At 37.7% G+C, this 19,232-nt stretch carries 14 protein-coding genes and 1 other RNA gene; 6 read left to right on the top strand and 9 right to left on the bottom strand.

Features of this window, described 5'->3' with window-relative positions:
- Window positions 1–61: 61 nt before the first annotated feature.
- From HF969_RS05560 to HF969_RS05535, 6 genes are all read right to left on the bottom strand, one after another.
- Window positions 62–1,378: an ABC transporter substrate-binding protein gene (locus HF969_RS05560; protein ID WP_090289812.1), complete on the bottom strand. Its 1,317-nt coding sequence runs from the start codon at window positions 1,376–1,378 to the stop codon at window positions 62–64.
- Between the two features lie 336 nt (window positions 1,379–1,714).
- Window positions 1,715–1,805, bottom strand: an RNA gene (gene ffs, locus HF969_RS05555) — signal recognition particle sRNA small type.
- 98 nt (window positions 1,806–1,903) lie between these two features.
- Window positions 1,904–2,446 (bottom strand): tRNA adenosine(34) deaminase TadA, encoded by a 543-nt coding sequence (gene tadA / locus HF969_RS05550; RefSeq protein ID WP_090289813.1) that lies wholly within the window; start codon window positions 2,444–2,446, stop codon window positions 1,904–1,906.
- A 94-nt stretch (window positions 2,447–2,540) separates the two neighbouring features.
- Window positions 2,541–2,894 (bottom strand): hypothetical protein, encoded by a 354-nt coding sequence (locus tag HF969_RS05545; RefSeq protein WP_090289814.1) that lies wholly within the window; start codon window positions 2,892–2,894, stop codon window positions 2,541–2,543.
- A gap of 187 nt (window positions 2,895–3,081) precedes the next feature.
- Window positions 3,082–5,553, bottom strand: a complete 2,472-nt coding sequence (locus HF969_RS05540; RefSeq protein ID WP_090289815.1) for an ATP-dependent Clp protease ATP-binding subunit — start codon at window positions 5,551–5,553, stop codon at window positions 3,082–3,084.
- Between the two features lie 15 nt (window positions 5,554–5,568).
- On the bottom strand, window positions 5,569–6,060 hold the full coding sequence (locus tag HF969_RS05535) for a CtsR family transcriptional regulator (protein WP_090289816.1): 492 nt from the start codon (window positions 6,058–6,060) through the stop codon (window positions 5,569–5,571).
- 304 nt (window positions 6,061–6,364) lie between these two features.
- Here HF969_RS05535 and HF969_RS05530 point away from each other — a divergent pair, with 304 nt between their 5' ends.
- The 6 genes from HF969_RS05530 (at window position 6,365) to HF969_RS05505 (ending at window position 15,252) form a co-directional block, all read left to right on the top strand.
- Window positions 6,365–8,977, top strand: coding sequence for a vitamin B12-dependent ribonucleotide reductase (locus HF969_RS05530; protein WP_090289817.1), 2,613 nt, complete (start codon window positions 6,365–6,367; stop codon window positions 8,975–8,977).
- Between the two features lie 163 nt (window positions 8,978–9,140).
- Window positions 9,141–10,775 (top strand): peptide ABC transporter substrate-binding protein, encoded by a 1,635-nt coding sequence (locus HF969_RS05525; protein WP_090289818.1) that lies wholly within the window; start codon window positions 9,141–9,143, stop codon window positions 10,773–10,775.
- 497 nt (window positions 10,776–11,272) lie between these two features.
- Window positions 11,273–12,214: an ABC transporter permease gene (locus HF969_RS05520; protein WP_090289819.1), complete on the top strand. Its 942-nt coding sequence runs from the start codon at window positions 11,273–11,275 to the stop codon at window positions 12,212–12,214.
- 2 nt (window positions 12,215–12,216) lie between these two features.
- Window positions 12,217–13,290, top strand: a complete 1,074-nt coding sequence (gene opp3C, locus HF969_RS05515) for an oligopeptide ABC transporter permease (protein ID WP_090289820.1) — start codon at window positions 12,217–12,219, stop codon at window positions 13,288–13,290.
- A gap of 8 nt (window positions 13,291–13,298) precedes the next feature.
- Window positions 13,299–14,369, top strand: a complete 1,071-nt coding sequence (locus HF969_RS05510; RefSeq protein ID WP_090289821.1) for an ABC transporter ATP-binding protein — start codon at window positions 13,299–13,301, stop codon at window positions 14,367–14,369.
- Window positions 14,362–15,252 carry an ABC transporter ATP-binding protein gene (locus tag HF969_RS05505; RefSeq protein WP_090289822.1) on the top strand — a complete coding sequence of 297 codons (891 nt, stop codon included), beginning with the start codon at window positions 14,362–14,364 and terminating at the stop codon, window positions 15,250–15,252. The genes HF969_RS05510 and HF969_RS05505 overlap by 8 nt, the downstream gene beginning before the upstream one ends.
- A gap of 52 nt (window positions 15,253–15,304) precedes the next feature.
- Here HF969_RS05505 and HF969_RS05500 read toward each other — a convergent pair whose 3' ends face one another.
- The 3 genes from HF969_RS05500 to HF969_RS05490 form a co-directional block, all read right to left on the bottom strand.
- On the bottom strand, window positions 15,305–16,438 hold the full coding sequence (locus HF969_RS05500; protein WP_090289823.1) for a glycerate kinase: 1,134 nt from the start codon (window positions 16,436–16,438) through the stop codon (window positions 15,305–15,307).
- A 6-nt stretch (window positions 16,439–16,444) separates the two neighbouring features.
- The gene (locus HF969_RS05495) at window positions 16,445–17,716 is read right to left on the bottom strand and encodes a GntP family permease (RefSeq protein ID WP_090289824.1); all 1,272 of its coding nucleotides are present in this window, start codon (window positions 17,714–17,716) and stop codon (window positions 16,445–16,447) included.
- Between the two features lie 154 nt (window positions 17,717–17,870).
- Entirely contained in the window at window positions 17,871–19,190 is a 1,320-nt protein-coding gene (locus tag HF969_RS05490) for a DUF4767 domain-containing protein (RefSeq protein ID WP_168427167.1), read from the bottom strand.
- Window positions 19,191–19,232 lie beyond the last annotated feature (42 nt).

Here is a 19,232-nt window from a genome sequence, read left to right as displayed (position 1 = left end):
AAAATCGAGAGAACACCAATAATGAAGTTCTCCCGATTATCTAAGCATTTAATTCATTAAATTATTGGTTAGCTTTATTGTAATTTTCAATCGCTTTATTGATTTGGTCTGCCATTGCTTGTGCAGCAGATTTTGGATCAGTTTCGCCATTGAGTACTTTTTCAACTTCGTTTTCGAAAACTTGACGTGACTCTTGAGCAACTCCAGCTAAAGCCCCTTGATCATCAGCTGTAGAATCATGCAATTGATCAATGGCAGTTTGGAATTGCGGAAATTCCTCTAAGTTATCTTTAAAGTTCTGTTCGTCATGAGCTGCTAAATTAACCGGGAAGTATCCAGTGTCAACATTCCATTGTGCTTGAGAAGCAGGAGATACTAAAAATTGAATAAAGTCCCATGCTGCATCTTTTTTCGCTTCATCGTCAGATTGAATCATCCAAAGTGATGCTCCACCAATGGAAACGCCACCCTTGTCTTCTGAATCAATACCAGGATAGTAAGCCGTACCAATTTCGAAACGACCATCTACTTCAGTTAATAATTGGCGTAAACTGGCTGTTGATCCAAAAGTGATTGCTGATTGACCAGCAATAAATTCTGGATGGCCACCTTCACGACCTACGTTCGGCATAACACCTTCATCCACACCTTTTTTCCACATCGTTAAAATCTTTTCCATACCACCATTCTCAATAAAAGCTACGGATTCAGGTGCACCATCGCGTCCATTCGCATGGTCAAAGATATCTTTTTCCATTTTATTGAACCATTGATCAATCCACCATCCATAAATTCCGATCGATGCTGGCATAGCTGCTCCAGCTTCTTGCAATTTAGGACCGATTTCAATAAGTTCTTCTAAGGTTGTAGGAACTTCTACCCCTGCTTTATCAAAAATATCTTTATTATAGTACATTAAAGGAGTTGAGTTATTGAAAGGCATTGAGTTTAACTTACCATCAATCGTAAAATAAGCTAATAAGTTAGGCTCTAATAAATCTAAATCAAAGTTAGTTTTATCTACATATTCTTGAATGGGAACAGTTAAACCGGAATCAATCATAAAGGTTGTTCCAACTTCAAATACTTGAACCACATCTGCACCAACTTCAGATCCAGAGGCAGAAGAACGTAATTTGGTTAGAGTTTCATCATAAGATCCTTGATACTGGGCTTCAACTTCTACAGCATCTTGTGATTCGTTGTACTGATCAACTAATTTTTGTAAAGCGTCTCCTGTTGATCCACCCATTCCATGCCAGAAAGATAATTTGACGGGTTCTGCAGCTTGAACCGTTTGTGCTAGTGGTAAAGCACTTACTGTAGCTATCGAAGCTGATAGTAACCCTACCATCAATTTCTTAAATGTTTTTTTCATTATGCTTCCTCCTCGTTTTCGATCTTATTAAAATGACCGTTAACAAAAATATAGCATGTGAGTATTAACTTCTAGTAAATTCCACGTAAATTATTTGTAAATTTGGAAACGAGGTTTTCATACATAAAAAAAGCCTAGCTTAGCTAGGAAAAATACATTTAGGCTTGCTTATCTGAACTACTAAAAAGTTAAGTTTTTAATGAGTGATGATTAATTAAATGAGGAACCATGATTTTAAAGGTTTCTGAAAATTTAGCAATTATAGCAATAATTAGTAGACACGCTTCTAATAATAGGGAATCAAGCTAAGAAGACATATAAAATCAGGATTTTAAGCCAAAAAAAATAGGCACATGACTTCATCACTTATAGCTGCTACCTTCCGGTCCTGACTCGGTTCGTGAATCCATCATTGCCTTATATTATTGTAACATGAACCAACTAATTTGTAAAATTGAAGCTAGAAAATCACCTTTTTAAATCGAACTGTGCATAAGTCTGTGTATAAGTTGACTTTTCCACACACTATCTGTGGATATTGACCGATGAAATGTACTTCGCTTTAATTTCTTTTTTTCTTAACCGAAGTTGTCTAAAAAAGTCAGACATCAATTGACTGCACTCTGCTTCTAAAACTCCTTCGATTACTTCTACTTGATGATTAAACCGTTCCTCATGCATTAGATTCATTAAGCTACCACCGCAGCCACCCTTAGGATCTCTCGCAGCAAAAATGACTTGATCAAGTCGAGCTAATACGGATGCTCCAGCACACATCGGACAGGGCTCTAATGTAACGTACAATTTAGCACCTTGTAGACGCCATGCTTTAAGCCTTTCATTAGCCTGCCTAATCGCTATCATCTCAGCATGTCCAGTTGCTTGATGTTGACTTTCTCTTATATTGAACCCTCGTCCAATGATTTCTTCATTATGAACTACAACAGCACCAATGGGCACCTCTCCGATTGCTCTAGCCTTTTCAGCTTCTTTAATCGCTTCTAGCATCCATTTTTTATGTAGGTCTTGTTCGTGCGGTCCTAATTCTTTAAAAAGTATGTTCTCCATTTATCCGACTCCTAATTAAACTACTTTAGTCATTTATAACAAAAAGCAACCTCATTGTATAGGTTGCTTTTGTTATGTATATTTTTGCGTTAGATTAGAACAAATTATTTACTTTTTCACCAGCATCATCAGCAAGTTCTTTTGCACGGTTAATAATTTGTTTGAATCCTTCACTCATATGTGACTGAGTCGCTTTTGTTTTATTAGCAATACCGATTAAGGTATTAACCTCTTCATCAGACAAATCATTTACCATATTTACTAAATGATCGGATCCATTTAAAGTATGCTTAACATAAGCTTTAACTTTTTCACGATTAATCATCCCTCTAACACGTTCGTTAGCGTCATCATCTAGGTAAGCATAAAGTATAACCCCTGTTACAGCTGCGACAATAGCTGTTCCTGCGATAATATTTGTGATTTTATTTTTTTTATTAAATAACATATAAATCCTCCTCTTTTTTTAAAATTTTCTTTTTCTACAACTTAACTTTATCATTAAACAGCTTAAATAGACAGTAAAATGCTTTCATAGAATGAAGGTTAGTCTATTGCGATGAATTAAAAAAAGCGTAGCCGAATAAGCAGAACTTATCCGACTACGCATAAAGAAGACATTGGTTAGTTGTTCATTATTTTGAACGATTATTTATCTTAATTGAACCTGAGCGACCACCAATTGTTATGTTATCGCCTAAGGCAATATCTCCGTTCAATAGCATCTCACTTAATTCATCTTCAATTTGTTTTTGAATGGCTCGTCGGATTGGACGTGCGCCATACTCGGGATCAAATCCCGCTTCTGCAATAATATCAATAGCTGTATCGGTAATACGAGCGTTGATTTCTAGTTCATCAAGACGCTTAACAATTTCATTGGTTTGCAGTTTAACGATTTCTTTAATTTGTTCTTTATCCAATGAATGAAAAACAATTGTTTCATCAATTCGGTTTAAGAATTCTGGACGGAATGCACGTTTTAATTCTTCCATAATACGTTTTTCCATCGCTTTAAAGTCATCAGCATAACTTACTGCTCCAAAACCTACTGATTTCTCATCTCGAAGGGCTGTCGCACCAATATTAGACGTCATAATGATAATTGTGTTTCTGAAATCGACACGTCGTCCTTTACCATCAGTTAAGTGACCATCATCAAAAACTTGTAATAAAATGTTAAAAACATCAGGATGAGCCTTTTCAATTTCGTCTAAAAGAATTACTGAATAAGGTTTTTGACGTACTTTTTCAGTTAATTGACCCGATTCATCATAACCAACATATCCTGGAGGAGAACCAACAAGTCGAGAGACAGCATGTTTTTCCATATATTCTGACATATCGACCCGAATCATATTATCTTGAGAACCAAACATTGAATTAGCAAGCGTCTTCGCCAATTCAGTTTTACCAACACCGGTTGGCCCTAAGAATAAGAAGGACCCAATCGGTCTTTGAGGACTTTTTAGGCCGGAGCGGGCTCTTCGAATCGCTCGTGCGACCGATGAAACTGCTGAATCTTGTCCGATCACTCGTTCATGTAATTCAGCCTCTAAATGCACTAAGCGTTTAGCTTCCGCAACATCCATTTGATAAATCGGAACTCCGGTTGCTAAAGCTGTCACTTCTGCTACATGCTCAGCTGTCACTTTTGGATACGTTAATTCCTCTTTGTTATTCTCTTTTTTAGCTTTGGTATTAGCTTTCTCAATTTCCTTTTCTAATTCTTGTTCGTCTTTTCGAATGTCGGCTGCCAACTCAAAATTACGATCAAGAATGGCTTGTTCTTTACGATTAGCCAGTGTTTTTAATTGCAATTCATATTCTGCTATATTCTCAGCTTGATTACCCTCTTCGATTCTGACTTTGGCAGAAGCTTCATCGATCAGATCTACTGCCTTATCAGGTAACTTGCGTTCATTCATATAACGCGATGACAATTTAACAGCCGCTTCAATGGCTTCATCGGTAATTTCCACATGATGATGCTGTTCATATTTAGCACGCAAGCCAGTAATTATCTGAATAGATTCAGCTGGAGTAGGCTCTTCAATCACAATTTTAGAAAAACGACGTTCTAGAGCTGAATCTTTTTCGATGTGTTTTTGATATTCATCAAAAGTTGTTGCACCAACAGTCTGTATTTCTCCTCTTGCTAAGGCTGGTTTAAGAATATTTGCAGCATCGATTGCTCCCTCTGCTCCACCAGCACCGATTAAAGTATGGAGCTCATCAATGAAGAGAATCACTTTGCCGTCTTGAGCAATTTCTTCAATAATTTTCTTCATTCGCTCTTCAAACTCACCACGGTATTTGGTTCCAGCAACTAAGGCAGCTGTGTCCAGCATCATTAAACGCTTTTCAGCGATTTCACTAGGCACTTTTCCCGTAACCATTGCTTGGGCAAGTCCTTCTGCAATAGCTGTCTTACCAACTCCAGGCTCCCCAACGAGAACTGGGTTATTTTTGGTTCTACGGGAAATAATTTGAATCATACGACGTATTTCTTTTTCACGACCAATAACTGGATCCAATTTGCCATCACGTGCCAATTGAGTTAAGTCTCTTGAAACTCCGTCTAAAGTAGCAGTATTAGATTGATTGTTCGCGTTTTGTTGACGACGACCTCTTTTACTTTGACTGTCTGAACGCTTTTGTTGGTTAATCCCAATTTCATCAAAGATACCTTTACGTAATTCAGCAAGATCAATTCCTAAATTTTTCAACAACACAGTGGCTAAGATTTCTTCTTTTAGAAGACCTAAAAGTAGGTGTTCAGTTCCTACTTTAGGAGCTCCTAGACGTTTTGCATCATTCGAAGCATTCATAATAATCTTTTTTGCACGTGGAGAATAAGGAATTACTACTTCCCCACGTCTTCCTGTATTTAAACTTTTACCATGAATCATTTCTAATTCATCTAATAAGGCAGGATATTCTGCCCCATAATCTCTTAAGACTTTACCTGCAATACCATTTTCTTCACGCGCTAATCCTAAAAGGATGTGTTCGGTACCTACTGCTTGGTGATGGAAAACATAGGCATGTTCAGCGGCGAACAACATGGCTTGCCGAGCGCTTTCTGTAAATAATTCTTCAAACATTTTTTTCACCTCTATTTAATAGTCCTCATTTGAGGCCTGACTAGTTAATTCATAACGTAACTGATGGAGAAAGGTCTTTAAAAGCATAGCACGAGCTGCTTGATCTTGATTTGATATAGCATGTAAGACCGATTTTTCGATCACTGATAAAATGAGCCTTCCTTCGCGCTGGGTAATAATTTCTCGTTCAATCAGCGTTTCGATAATGTTCACACCATTGCGATAAGATATTTGATTGCCAATTAAGTCCAACATGGAAGCAACTTCATCTGCATCCGAAGTTAATTGAATTTTTAAAATACGGATATAGCCGCCACCTCCACGCTTACTCTCTACAAGATACCCATGCTCTTGAGTAAAACGCGTATTAATCACATAATTGATCTGCGAAGGGACACAATCAAATTGATCTGCAATATCACTACGTTTAATCTCGACATGTTCAGCATCTTGCAGAAATGATTTGAGATAAGCTTCAATTATATCGGACATATTTCTTCTAGACAAATTCACCCCTCCTTTAAGCCACGATTCTTTAACATTGACTTTCTTTGACCATTATACACAATCTTTTTCTTTTTGAAAAGATATTTGATTGTTTTTAATCTTCACCCAATAATTATTACTTTCCATATTCATTCGCAGATTATCTTTTTCAGATTGAAATTTTGTTTTTTAGCAAGTATACTAAATTACAGAAAAGATTAAACACAATATATTGGGCTACTCCTTATCATTTAATCCTATATATTGTGTTCCAAAGCGTACACATAACTGATGAAATCTTCATATAGAGAGGCTGAACTTAATCATGGAAACAAATATCTTACCTTCTGAAACCATTAAATGGAATCTTCAAGGGCTAAACAATGCAATCAAAGAATTCCCTCAAGTAACACCTGTAACACCTGACATGAAAATCACCCATTCTGGTGTTTCAAGGATGGTCATGTTGGACCGCTATGCTTTTAAAGATACTGCCAAAAAAACATTAACCATTGGTGATATGGTGGTACTTACCGTCAAACCTGACCCCTCTTATCCAGCTCGAGGAATCGGTATCGTTCAAAGCCTCGATTGGGAAAAAGGACAAGCCATGATCTTATTAGAAGAAGAATATCGTGGTAATCTGGAAAATGAAGAAGAACGATTAACAGGTTTAATTACTCGAAATATCGATAGCCTCGATAAACCATTAGAAATTTATTATGAACAAATCGCACATCGAAATGCTATTGGTTTAGCTGAAATAGAAAGTGATAAAGAAAAACAGCAATCGTCTTTCCAGGCTTTTTACGACCAACTCTCCACTATGAACTTTGTCCCAGCAGGTCGAGTACTTTATGGTGCTGGTTCGAAAACGGATGTTACTTACTTTAATTGCTATGTAATGCCTTTTGTTCCTGATTCGCGTGAAGGTATTGCCGAGCATCGTAAAGAAGTAATGGAGATCATGTCTCGCGGAGGTGGAGTGGGCACCAATGGATCAACCTTACGACCGAGAAACACCTTAGCAAGAGGAGTGAATGGAAAGTCTTCTGGATCCGTATCTTGGCTCAACGATATCGCCCAATTGACCCACCTGGTTGAACAAGGCGGTTCACGACGAGGAGCTCAAATGATCATGTTAGCCGATTGGCATCCTGATATTATCGAGTTTATCATTTCGAAAATGCAAAATCCTCGTATTTTACGCTATTTAATTGAACAAACAAAGGATGAACTCATTCAAAAACTAGCTCAAGAGAAACTTAAGTTTGTTCCTCTAACTCCGAATGAACAAATTATGCATGAACAGATCGCTGCTTACCAAAAATCAGAAAATTTTGGTGGCTTCAACGCCGATATAATTGAACATTCTAAGGCACTTTTACGTGATAAAGGAGCTTATGAAGTCCATAATGAAGACTTCTTAACCGGAGCCAATATATCCGTAACTATCACTTCTGAATTTATGGAAGCTGTTGAAAAAGATCAAGAATGGGAATTACGTTTTCCCGATGTAGAACACTATAACCAAGAAGAAATGGATGCATACAATACTCAATGGCACCAAGTTGGAGATGTGCGCGATTGGGAAGCCATGGGCTATGCAGTAAGAACCTATCGAAGTATCCCTGCGAGAGAGCTTTGGAAACTGATTAATATTTGTGCCACTTATTCCGCAGAACCAGGCATTTTCTTTATTGATAATGCAAATAATGATACAAATGCCAAAGCTTATGGTCAAAAAGTAGTAGCTACCAATCCTTGCGGAGAGCAACCATTAGCACCATATTCAGTATGTAATTTAGCAGCGATCAATTTAGCGAATATGGCTAACAAAGAAGAGCAAACGATTGATTTTGCTAAATTAAAAGAAACTGTACGTGTCGGTGTGCGCATGCAAGATAATGTGATTGATGCCACTCCTTATTTCTTAGAAGCTAACCGCAAACAAGCTTTAGGGGAGCGACGGATTGGCCTAGGCGTTATGGGATTAGCTGACTTATTAATCTATACCAATCAACGTTACGGGTCTGCTTCCGGTAATCAATTGATCGATAAAGTCTTTGAGACAATTGCAGTCACTGCATATGAAACCTCTATTGAATTAGCAAAAGAAAAAGGAAGCTTCCCCTTCCTAATTGGTTCGACGGATGAAGAGACACAAAAATTGCGTCAAAATTTTATTTCAACAGGTTATATGCAAAAAATGCCTAAGCATATCCATCAAGGCATTTTAGATTATGGTATCAGAAATTCACATCTACTTACCGTTGCTCCTACTGGCTCAACAGGTACAATGGTAGGTGTGGCTACCGGTCTTGAACCTTATTTTGCCTTTAAATATTATCGTTCCGGCCGCCTAGGTAAATTCATTGAAGTTAATGCAGGCATTGTTCAAGAATACTTAGACCGTCATCCTGAAGCAGATGCGGACCATCTACCTGAAATATTTGTCTCAGCAATGGAATTAAAACCTGAAGAACACGTTGATGTACAAACAACCATCCAACGCTGGGTCGATTCTTCTATTTCTAAAACGGTAAATGCTCCTAAAGGCTATACCGTTCAGCAAGTTGAAGAAATTTATGAACGGTTATATAGTGGGGGAGCTAAAGGAGGAACGGTTTATGTGGACGGTTCTCGAGACTCTCAAGTTCTTACTTTGAAAGCAGAAGAAAACGAAAAAGATCAAAATATCGCTTTATTTGAAGTAGAAGAACAAGAAATTCGGGTGGTGGATGAAGTAGATGAATTACGTCATTTAGTGGATTTAGCCGAAAAAGATCATTTTACCCAAAGTGGTCACACCGATGATGTTGTTTATGGTTCAGAAGTAGGCGATACTTGCCCGATATGCCGTAAAGGAATTGTCGAAGATATTGGTGGATGCAACACTTGTACCAATTGTAATGCCCAATTACGTTGTGGTCTCTAGACTTGTAAAATAAAACCTCATAAAAGTTTTGCTTCACTCACAATAAATCCTATCTTTATAATTAAGATAGGATTTATCTTTTTTTATCAATTGTTATCAATCTTATTTTGTGAGTTTTTTACTTATCTGTGATATATTAAAGAAAAAATATAAGGAGTGGCTTATGAAAAATAAATTATTCAAACTTATCACTATCTCCCTCGCAGTCACTGTTATTCTTGTTGGAAACCTTTCGACTGTTTCAGCGCAAGAAATCGATCCAAATGTCGAACAAAAGTTATCCATCATGTCTATTGGAGAATTGGCAACGTTAGATTCAATGCTATATAATGACACCCCTTCTTCGGATATGATCGGTCAAATTTTTGAAGGTCTTTATCGTGTATCAACGGGTAGCGAGGTTGAACTTGGACAAGCTGAAAAAGTCGATATTTCTGAAGATGGACTAACTTATACCTTTACTTTAAGAGATGGCTTGGTTTGGTCTAATGGTGACCCTGTTACAGCTGAGGATTATGTCTTCACTTATCAAAGACTTGTAGACCCAAACAATGCCAATACTTCTTCATCTGTCGAAGTCTTTAAAAATGCTAGTAAAGTTCGTAATAGTGAAGCAGAACTTTCAGAATTAGGAGTTACCGCTCCGGATGAAAAAACATTGGTTATTGAATTAGAATATCCTGCACCCTACTTACCAAAATTACTCACTGGTTCTCGCTTTATGCCTGTTAACCAGAAAGTAGTCGAAGAAAAAGGCCAGTCTTATGGTACAAGTACAGATGCTATTGCCATGAATGGACCCTTCTTAATTGAAGGTTGGGAAGGAACTAGCTTAGAATGGAAATTAGTTAAAAATCCAAACTATTGGGATGCTGAAAATGTCTTTTTAGATGAAGTACAAGTATCGGTTGTAAAAGAAACAGGTACTGGGGCGGATCTATTTGATGCAGGTGAATTAGACTACACTATTCTTAATGATCAGTTTGTTGGTCAATACACAGGAGCTGAATTCTTCCATCAAATTCCAAAAGCCACTATCGGTCATTTACAATTCAATGCTACTAAAGAACCCACCAATAACATCGCCCTCCGTCGGGCAATTCTACAAGCCATTGATAAAGATACTTATACTCAATCTGTTATCCAAGATGGCTCAACCTCTCTAAACGGTTTTGTCCCTTCTGGTTTTGATATTAATGATGATGGAGTAGACTACCGTGAAGAGGCTGGCGAACTATTGACCTACAATGTCGAAGCCGCTCAGAAAAATTGGGAAACAGCGAAAGAAGAATTAGGCAAAGATCAAATTGAGTTACAATTACTCATTTCAGACTCCGATTTAGCAAGTCGGACAGCCGAATATATTCAAGCTCAGTTAATGCAAAATCTTCCAGGCTTGACGATTACTATTCGATCAGTCCCTTTACAAAACCGTCTCGAATTACAAAGATCGCTTGATTTTGACTTCTTTTATGGAACATGGGCGCCTGACTATCAAGATGCTATCAACTTTGTAGAACAAATGGAATCAGATGGCGGCATCAACTTCGGCCAATATTCCAACGAAAAGGTTGATCAACTAATTGACCAAGCAAGAAATGAATTTGCAAACGATCCACACAAACGTCGTCAAGCACTAATTGAAGCAGAAAAGATTGCGGTCGGTGAAGAAGCTTCACAGTCTTCATTTTATCAAGCTTCTACCACTTACTTACTTGATAATACCGTTGAAGGATTCGAAGTTCTACCATTTGGACGGACCATTAATTTAAGAACAACTTATCGAACTGCAGAATAAATCCACATGCTTAAAATAATAACGATTAGTCATTGAAAAATTTTTAAAGCTCCCTCCTAGCGATCATTCATTGGAGAGAGCTTTTTTTAATTCGTAAAGCTTAATAAATTTTTTAGCTTGCTCAACTATCACCAGCATTTTCCCTTCATCTTTTTTATACTCTGCTTAACCATTATCATTATTATGAAAAAACTTTTTCTTTTCATTTTACAGTTTTTTTCTATTTTTGCTGAATAGCTTAAGCATTTTACTTGTCAATCTACAAAAATACGGTATACTACTCTCATTTATGACAATCTAAATAGTTTACTTTGACCTATCAGCCTCTACATCTGAAAACTAAATAAGTTTACTTTATCCATTCAACTTCACATAGTAAGATAAGTGTAATGCTGATACAATAATCTTACTATTTATAAATTCCAGATTGGAAAGGTATTTATAAGACAAAGCCATTTAAAATGTTTAGAATTAAACTATATGAAAGGTGGATGAACATGAGTTCCTATACAAAATTTGTGATCCGGCGTATTTTTTATATGTTAATCACACTTTGGATTATTATTTCGGTAACTTTTTTTCTTTTACAATTTTTACCTGGATCACCCTTTGCCAATCAAGATCTCTTAACTGAGACACAACTTCAATTACTGAATGAAAAATATGGTTTAAATCAACCATTATATATTCGTTATTTTTCTTACTTGGGTAATATATTAAAAGGTGACCTAGGTGTTTCCTTCCAGTATAACAATTTACCCGTTACTAAAATTATTTTTGACCGAGCGGGTCCTTCTATGATTTTGGGTGCTCAAGCAATCGGGTTCGGCGTGATTATTGGTACCATCTTGGGTATGATCGCAGCTGTAAAGCAAAACACATGGATTGATACCTTTACCTCCGTCTTTGCGATTGGTGGACGATCCGTACCAAATTTTGTCTATGCAGTTGTGCTTCAATTTATCTTTGCCGTTTGGTTAGATTGGCTCCCAATCGCTTTCTGGCGTGACGGTTATGCTTCGACTATTTTACCAAGCCTCGCTCTAGCTATTTCTCCAATGGCAGAATCCGCTCGATTCGTTAGAACAGAGATGATTGAAGTTTTACATTCTGACTATATTGAATTAGCAACCGCTAAAGGTTTTTCAAAATTTTATGTTGTAACTAAGCATGCTTTACGTAATGCTATCATCCCTCTATTAACGATTGTTGGACCGATGACAGCCGCCGCCATGACAGGATCTTTAGTGATTGAACAAATTTTTTCTATCCCTGGTATCGGAGAACAGTTTACCAAATCAATCTTAGTAAATGATTATCCAACAATCATGGGAATCACTATTATGTACTCTGTTTTACTAGTTGTCATAATATTAATCGTTGATATTCTATATGGCTTTATTGACCCAAGAATGCGTCAAGTTGAAGGAGGTAGTTAAAGATGACCCTTGAAAATTCCACTCATATATCCAGCAATGTTTCTCAAACGAACTCTACTCAAACTTTTGATCCAACTCTCTTTCAACCAAAAATTTCCATTCAAAGTGAAGAAAACGAAAAAATTGAGGCCCCTTCCTTAAACTTCCTTCAGGATTCATGGCGCCGCTTAAAAAAGAATAAAGGAGCAATGATCTCACTATTCTTTGTGGTTTTAATCTTAGCACTAGCTATTTTGGCACCTTGGGTGGCACCTTCTTCACCCTTCCAACAAAATCCAGCACAAGCCAATCTCCCTCCCAAAATTCCTGGATTAGAAGGGATCTCATGGTTCAGTGGTAAGAGTATTAACCGTGGGGGAGCTCTAGTAGATGCCTATCAAAATGCGAATGTTCCAGAAGGAACTTATTATTATTTAGGAACAGATGGGTTAGGTCGTGATCTCCTCTCCCGCATATTATACGGTACCCGTATCTCCCTTTTAGTAGCTGTTATCGCTGTTTTAATCAACGTTATAATTGGTGTCACATATGGTATGATATCTGGTTGGCTAGGTGGTAAAATTGATACGATAATGCAGCGAATACTAGAAATTATTTCAGGAGTTCCCAACCTTGTTATTGTTGTCTTGATGCTTTTAGTTCTGCAACCTGGTTTATTATCCATTATCATTACCATCGCTCTTACCTCTTGGATTTCGATGTCTAGGGTCGTCAGAGCACAGACTCTCCGTTTAAAACAGCAAGAATATGTCTTAGCAGCAAGAGTCTTAGGCCAATCAACCAGCAAAATTCTATTAAAACACATTCTTCCTAATATGTTAGGAATTATTATCGTACAGATGATGTTTGCGATTCCTTCAGCTATCTTCTTTGAATCGTTCTTAAGTTTCATAGGAATTGGTATCCCTGCGCCTAATGCCTCATTGGGTACCTTGCTTAGTGAAGGCTATAAAACATTTCGTTTCCTACCGCATTTAATGTGGTACCCAGCAGCTGTTATTTCGCTCATTATGTTATCATTTAACTTATTAGCGGACGGACTCCGTGATGCATTTGACCCTAAAATGAAAGAGTAGGTGACTTCATGACAGAGGCTATTATTCAAATAAAAGACTTAACTATTTCCTTCAAAACCTATGCCGGCAATTTAAAAGCCATTCGTGGTATTGATTTATCCTTATATCCTGGTGAAACATTAGCTATTGTTGGAGAATCAGGTTCTGGGAAATCAGTGACCACTCGTTCTTTGATGGGCTTGCTTGCTAAAAACGCCACGATTGAAGCAGGAGAAATTATTTATCATGATCAGAATCTTTTAAAACTGTCCAAAAAAGAAATGGAAAATATTCGCGGCAGTCAAATTGCCATGATCTTTCAAGATCCAATGACTGCTCTAAATCCTACTTTGACGATTGGTCGGCAAATAACAGAAATATTAATTCGCAAACGCGGATTTAGTCATTCCGATGCGCGAAAAGAAGCAATAAACTTATTAGATTTATGTGGTATTATTCAAGCCGAAACAAGAATCGATCATTATCCGCACCAGTTTTCGGGAGGACAAAGACAAAGAATTGTGATTGCTATTGCATTAGCAGGTGATCCTGAAGTGCTCATTGCAGACGAACCAACGACAGCCCTGGATGTAACCATTCAAGCACAAATTATTGAATTGTTAGAAAAGATTCAGAAAGAAAAAAATATGACCATTATCTTTATCACCCACGATTTAGGAGTTGTTGCCAACGTGGCTGATCGAATAGCCGTCATGTATGCTGGGAAAATTGTTGAAATCGGTTCGGTCGATGATATCTATTATCATCCCCAACATCCATACACTTGGGGATTATTAACCGCTATGCCAACTATCTCTAAGCAAGATCATCTATATGCCATTCCTGGCAGTCCACCTGATCTTTTGAACCCTCCAAAAGGTGATGCTTTTGCCTATCGTTCTGAATTTGCACTAGCCATTGATTTTGAAGAAGAACCCCCTATGTTTGAAGTGAGTCCTGGTCATTATGCGGCCACCTGGCTATTGCATCCAATGGCCCCCAAAATAACTCCTCCTGCATCTATTCAAGAACGCTATCGTCACTACCAAGAAAAACAAACACACGACAAGTTAGCTAGGAAGGAGGTTTCTTATGAATGATAAAACACCCATCTTACAAGTCAAAAATTTAAAACAATATTACTACCCAGGAACAGATAAAGAAATTAAAGCTGTTAACGATGTTTCCTTTGAAATTTACCCCGGTGAAACCTTCGGTCTAGTAGGCGAATCCGGTTCGGGTAAATCAACGATCGGTCGAGCGATTGTTAATCTTTATCAACCGACAAGTGGTGAAATTATCTTTCAAGGTAAATCTTTATCTAGTAACTACAATCAAAAAGAACGCTTAAAATTTCACAAAGAAATACAAATGATCTTTCAAGACCCCTATGCTTCCTTAAATCCCCGCATGAAGGTTCGTGATATTATTGCAGAAGGCATTGATATTCATCAACTTGCAAAATCGAAAGAGGAAAGAGACGAAAAGGTAAATCAACTCTTGAAAGATGTTGGTCTTAATAGCGATCATGCAAGTCGCTACCCTCATGAATTTTCTGGTGGTCAACGACAACGTATCGGCATTGCTCGTGCCTTAGCAGTCGAACCGAAATTCATTGTTGCTGATGAACCTATATCTGCTTTGGATGTTTCTATTCAAGCCCAAGTAGTTAACTTATTGCAAGAACTGAAAGAATCTAAGGGGCTCACTTATCTCTTTATAGCTCATGATTTATCCATGGTTAAATACGTGAGTGATCGCATTGCGATTATGAACCGTGGACGCATTTTAGAGTTAGCTGATGCTGAAGAGTTATATGCAAACCCCATACATGCTTATACTCAATCATTACTATCAGCCATTCCTTTACCAGATCCTGACTATGAACGCCAACGTCAACGAATCCATTATCAAGCTAATCCTGAAATACTTAATAAAGAGGTTCTTACACAAGTGAAACCAAACCATTGGGTAGCACAATAGAGTAATAAAACCACCACTGACTGATTTTATCATCAATGGTGGTTTGTTTTCTTTATTTTAATAACATTTGACTGATGGCTCGACTGCTTGCAGTTAAGTTTTCTTGCGTGTCTGGTAATAAGTCTTCTAAAGAACTCGGTCCAGGCGTAATACTAAAAATCCCATCAAAACCTAATTGATAAAGATTTTCAATTTCTTTACCAACAGACCCACACAAAGCAATCACTTTTGATTGGGGAGCTACTTTTTTAGCTAATCGCATCACACCAAAAGGTGTTTTACCATACTGGGTTTGATGATCAATTTGACCTTCACCTGTGAAGCAAATATCAACACCTTCTAAGGCTTCCTTCAGATGTACTGTCTCAATAACAATATCAATTCCTCTTTGTAATTCAGCCTGAGTGAAAGCCAATAATCCAGCACCTAACCCTCCAGCAGCTCCAGCCCCAGCAACATGAGCTACTTCACGTCCCAAATCTCGATAAATTATTCGGGAAAAATGTTCAAGATTAGCGTCTAAATGAGCAATCATTTCTGAGGTTGCCCCTTTTTGTGGACCAAAAACAGCCGATGCTCCTTGAGGACCATAAAGCGGATTATTGACATCACATGCTACTTTAAAACGAGCCTCCGCTAGGGCAGGATGAGCAGAGTAGGAATCTATACGATCTAAATGAGCCAGCCCTTGATTACCTAGCGCTATTTCTTTCCCTTTTTTATCCAAAAGTCGATAGCCTAAGGCTTGAGCCATACCTGCACCTCCGTCATTAGTTGCAGATCCGCCAATACCTAATATGAAGGACCGTATGCCCTGATCTAAGCAGGTCTTAATTACCTGTCCTGTCCCATAAGTGGAAGCAAGCAGAGGATTACGATTTTCTTTCTTAACTAAGTGAATTCCTGAAGCACTTGCCATTTCAATGACTGCTGTTTGCCCGTCTCCTAAAAGATCATATCGCGCTTGAACCTCATCACCCAATGGTCCTTGAACTTGAATCCTATGATAACTTCCTTGACTGGCATCGATTAAAGCTTCTGTGGTTCCCTCTCCACCATCTGCCATAGGTACTTGCACAATTTCTGCATCAGGAAAAACTTGTTCAATACCCTTTTTTATTGCATAACAAGCTTGTTTGGCTGAAATAGCCTCTTTAAAAGAATCACAAGCAATTACAATTTTCATTTAATACTAACCTCCAAACACACCATAAATAAGCGTGGAAATAAGCGTCAAGACTAATCCTACCAATGATTCATACGGAATCAATTTTAAACATTCTTTGAAATCCGCTGAGACGGATCCTCCTGTGGCATGAAAGAATGAACCATGAGGCAAATGATCTAAGACAGTCGCTCCAGCATGTAACATTGCAGCTCCATTAATTGGTGCCACACCCGATGAAAGAATCGTTTGTGAGAAAACAGCTGAGCCTACTGCTGAACCAGAAGTTGTTGAAGCGGTAGCTGCACTCATGAAAATACCTGCTAAAGGCGCTAAGAGATAGGCAGGTAAGCCAAGACTATTTAAACTATTCGTTAAGACATCTCCTAAAGTCGAGTTCGTAATGACACCTGCTATTAATCCTGTACCTAAAAGAATAATCGCCACATGCATCATTTTACTTAAACCGTACTGGATATATTCTTGAACGTGTTTGAATTGTCCTACTACTAAAAGACCGAACAGACCGCCCAAAGGAAGAGCTAACATCGGATCAATAATAATATTAAATAATGGGCGCATAGCTAATAATAGAATAGCTAAAAAAGGACCCGAAAGCGCTCTCCATAAGTGGGGTAGATTTTCTACCGATTGTTCTTCAATAGGTGTCCCTGTGTTTTCAATTTGACTACCTTTTTTAATTAAAGTTTTAGCCAACCAAGCTGTAAAAAGAACGCCAATTAGCGCGGGAATAATTCCAGCGAGCATGACCTGCGTTAAGGAAACACCGAAGCCGTCTGATACTGCGATTGAGTTGGGATTGGGTGAAATTATATTCCCCGACTTTCCACCACCTATCATAGCCATGAGTAAGGCCGTACGCGAATAGCCCAATTCTTTCCCGATTTCTAAGGCAATGGGCGCAACGGTAATTACTGAAATATCAATAAAAACACCGACAAAGGTTAAGATCATTGTAGCAATAGCAATCGCTAACAAAGCTCTTTCGCGTCCCAAGCCTTTAATAATAGCATGAGCGATAGCAGCTGCTGATCCTGTTTTGATTAAGACACCTGCTAAAATCCCCGCTGCTAAAATTCTTAAAATCGAAGTGGTCATACCCTGTGCGCCATTAGTCATTAGACTAATAGTTTCTACTAAATTTGCGCCCCCTAACAATCCCCCTACTAGAGCACCTACAAATAAAGCGTAAAATGCTGGTACTTTCTTAAAGATTAATAGGATTGCTAATAAAAGACCTAACAAAGCACCAATTGCTGTGACCGTAATCCCATCCATTTTATCACTCCTAAAATTTTTCTAATCGGATCTATTATATATTTTATCAAATTGCTTGCCAATTCATTTTCAGGCGATTTAGCTTTTAAGTTTTAGATATTGAAGCACAAAAAAAGACAGATTGATTGAGAATCTGTCTAGTAATAGCTACTTGTTAATAAATTGTTTTAAAAATTTGGTCTAATGCCGAATTGGCCGTATCCTTAAAATGGTGGATAGCAGATTCATCCGGGCCTTCCATAGTAATTAAAACACGAGCTTGTCCTTTATCTTCAACAAATAAATAGAAATGACGTTCTGGCTTTGGATTTTCTTGATCACGAATATCTGTCATAGCCATTAAAATATTAATTTCGTTATCCTTTACTTGGTCAGCTTGATAATAGGCTTTTCGCTCCTGACCATCTAAAGAGATAATCATTGATTTTAAAGGAAGGTCTCCGCCCAAAAAGTTTAATGGGGTAGCTGAAGTAACAAATTCATACTTTTGTCCCATTTTAACTTCCCAGTTTTTGACTGCTTTAACGAGTTCCTGGCTTTGATCAGCTGTCCAATCGCTTGGATATTTCTTCGCGTTCGTTTGAATGGCTTGAGTTTGATAGGCTGGATAATAGTTTTTAATCTCACGACCATAAACTTCTGACCAATTATAGCTTACTAGTGGATGGAGATCGGGAGAGGCTAAATGACCTTCTGTAATTTCACCTGTCGGTACGTGGAAATAATAAGGTGTCGTTCCACCGACATCTTGCACAAATACTCCGTTCGTAATTGTATACATTTCATACTGTTCACTTGGATAAGCTAATTCTTCAGGAATATTAAACATTTCTTCGTCAAAACTAAAACTGTATGCTTCAGGTGCAAAGCTAGAGGCTAAACTGATACGAATTAATTGATCAAGATGTTGGTCATCGAGCGCTAAGTACTTATCAATATATGCTGCAAAATCTGTTCCTTCAACCGTAAAGAAACCCGGTAATTTGTCATGAATTCCCTCTTGATAAAATTCCATAATCGCAGAAACTATATATAAACGTAATTGATTAAGTGCATCTTGGTCCGCTCTGCTTAGTTCTGGTAATAACATTTTTTCCAGCCCAAAAGAATGCGAAAGAACTTCTCTCAAATTACCAATAGATGCTCCCTTTTCTTCTTGACTAGAATAGTCCATAAGATTAGTGTAGTAGGCTTGATATAAATCAGAAATGATCCAATGGTAAGATTGATCGAATTCAGCAGGTCCCATTGCCTGAAGACTTGCAATCGTGTATTTTGGCTTTTCTAATGAATAGGTTTGAACGACTTCTTGCCATTGTTTCATAGCTTGTCTAACATCTTGAATATTCACTTCTTTGTCTATCGAAACTGAAGCCACATTTTGAGCATAAACACCTTCTGCTGGCTCCTTAATAAAAGCAACTGTACTGAAACTAGTTATTAAAAAACTTGCAAGTATAAATACCTTTTTCATTTCTTTCATCCTCCTATCGTTATATTTACCATCTATTCCTAT

Origin of the sequence: Facklamia miroungae, from assembly GCF_012396555.1 — a bacterium.
GTDB classification, from domain to species: domain Bacteria; phylum Bacillota; class Bacilli; order Lactobacillales; family Aerococcaceae; genus Facklamia; species Facklamia miroungae.
The sequence above is the reverse complement of the archived record's forward strand: the minus strand, read 5'-3'. Positions and strand labels throughout refer to the sequence as shown.

Bases quoted from the DNA above. Each gene is read 5' to 3' on its own strand.
- opp3C (WP_090289820.1), top strand. From the start codon at position 12,217: ATGACCCTTGAAAATTCCACTCATATATCCAGCAATGTTTCTCAAACG.
- HF969_RS05495 (WP_090289824.1), bottom strand. From the start codon at position 17,716: ATGGATGGGATTACGGTCACAGCAATTGGTGCTTTGTTAGGTCTTTTA.
- HF969_RS05520 (WP_090289819.1), top strand. From the start codon at position 11,273: ATGAGTTCCTATACAAAATTTGTGATCCGGCGTATTTTTTATATGTTA.
- HF969_RS05540 (WP_090289815.1), bottom strand. From the start codon at position 5,553: ATGTTTGAAGAATTATTTACAGAAAGCGCTCGGCAAGCCATGTTGTTC.
- tadA (WP_090289813.1), bottom strand. From the start codon at position 2,446: ATGGAGAACATACTTTTTAAAGAATTAGGACCGCACGAACAAGACCTA.
- HF969_RS05560 (WP_090289812.1), bottom strand. From the start codon at position 1,378: ATGAAAAAAACATTTAAGAAATTGATGGTAGGGTTACTATCAGCTTCG.
- HF969_RS05500 (WP_090289823.1), bottom strand. From the start codon at position 16,438: ATGAAAATTGTAATTGCTTGTGATTCTTTTAAAGAGGCTATTTCAGCC.
- HF969_RS05545 (WP_090289814.1), bottom strand. From the start codon at position 2,894: ATGTTATTTAATAAAAAAAATAAAATCACAAATATTATCGCAGGAACA.
- HF969_RS05505 (WP_090289822.1), top strand. From the start codon at position 14,362: ATGAATGATAAAACACCCATCTTACAAGTCAAAAATTTAAAACAATAT.
- HF969_RS05525 (WP_090289818.1), top strand. From the start codon at position 9,141: ATGAAAAATAAATTATTCAAACTTATCACTATCTCCCTCGCAGTCACT.
- HF969_RS05490 (WP_168427167.1), bottom strand. From the start codon at position 19,190: ATGAAAAAGGTATTTATACTTGCAAGTTTTTTAATAACTAGTTTCAGT.
- HF969_RS05530 (WP_090289817.1), top strand. From the start codon at position 6,365: ATGGAAACAAATATCTTACCTTCTGAAACCATTAAATGGAATCTTCAA.
- HF969_RS05510 (WP_090289821.1), top strand. From the start codon at position 13,299: ATGACAGAGGCTATTATTCAAATAAAAGACTTAACTATTTCCTTCAAA.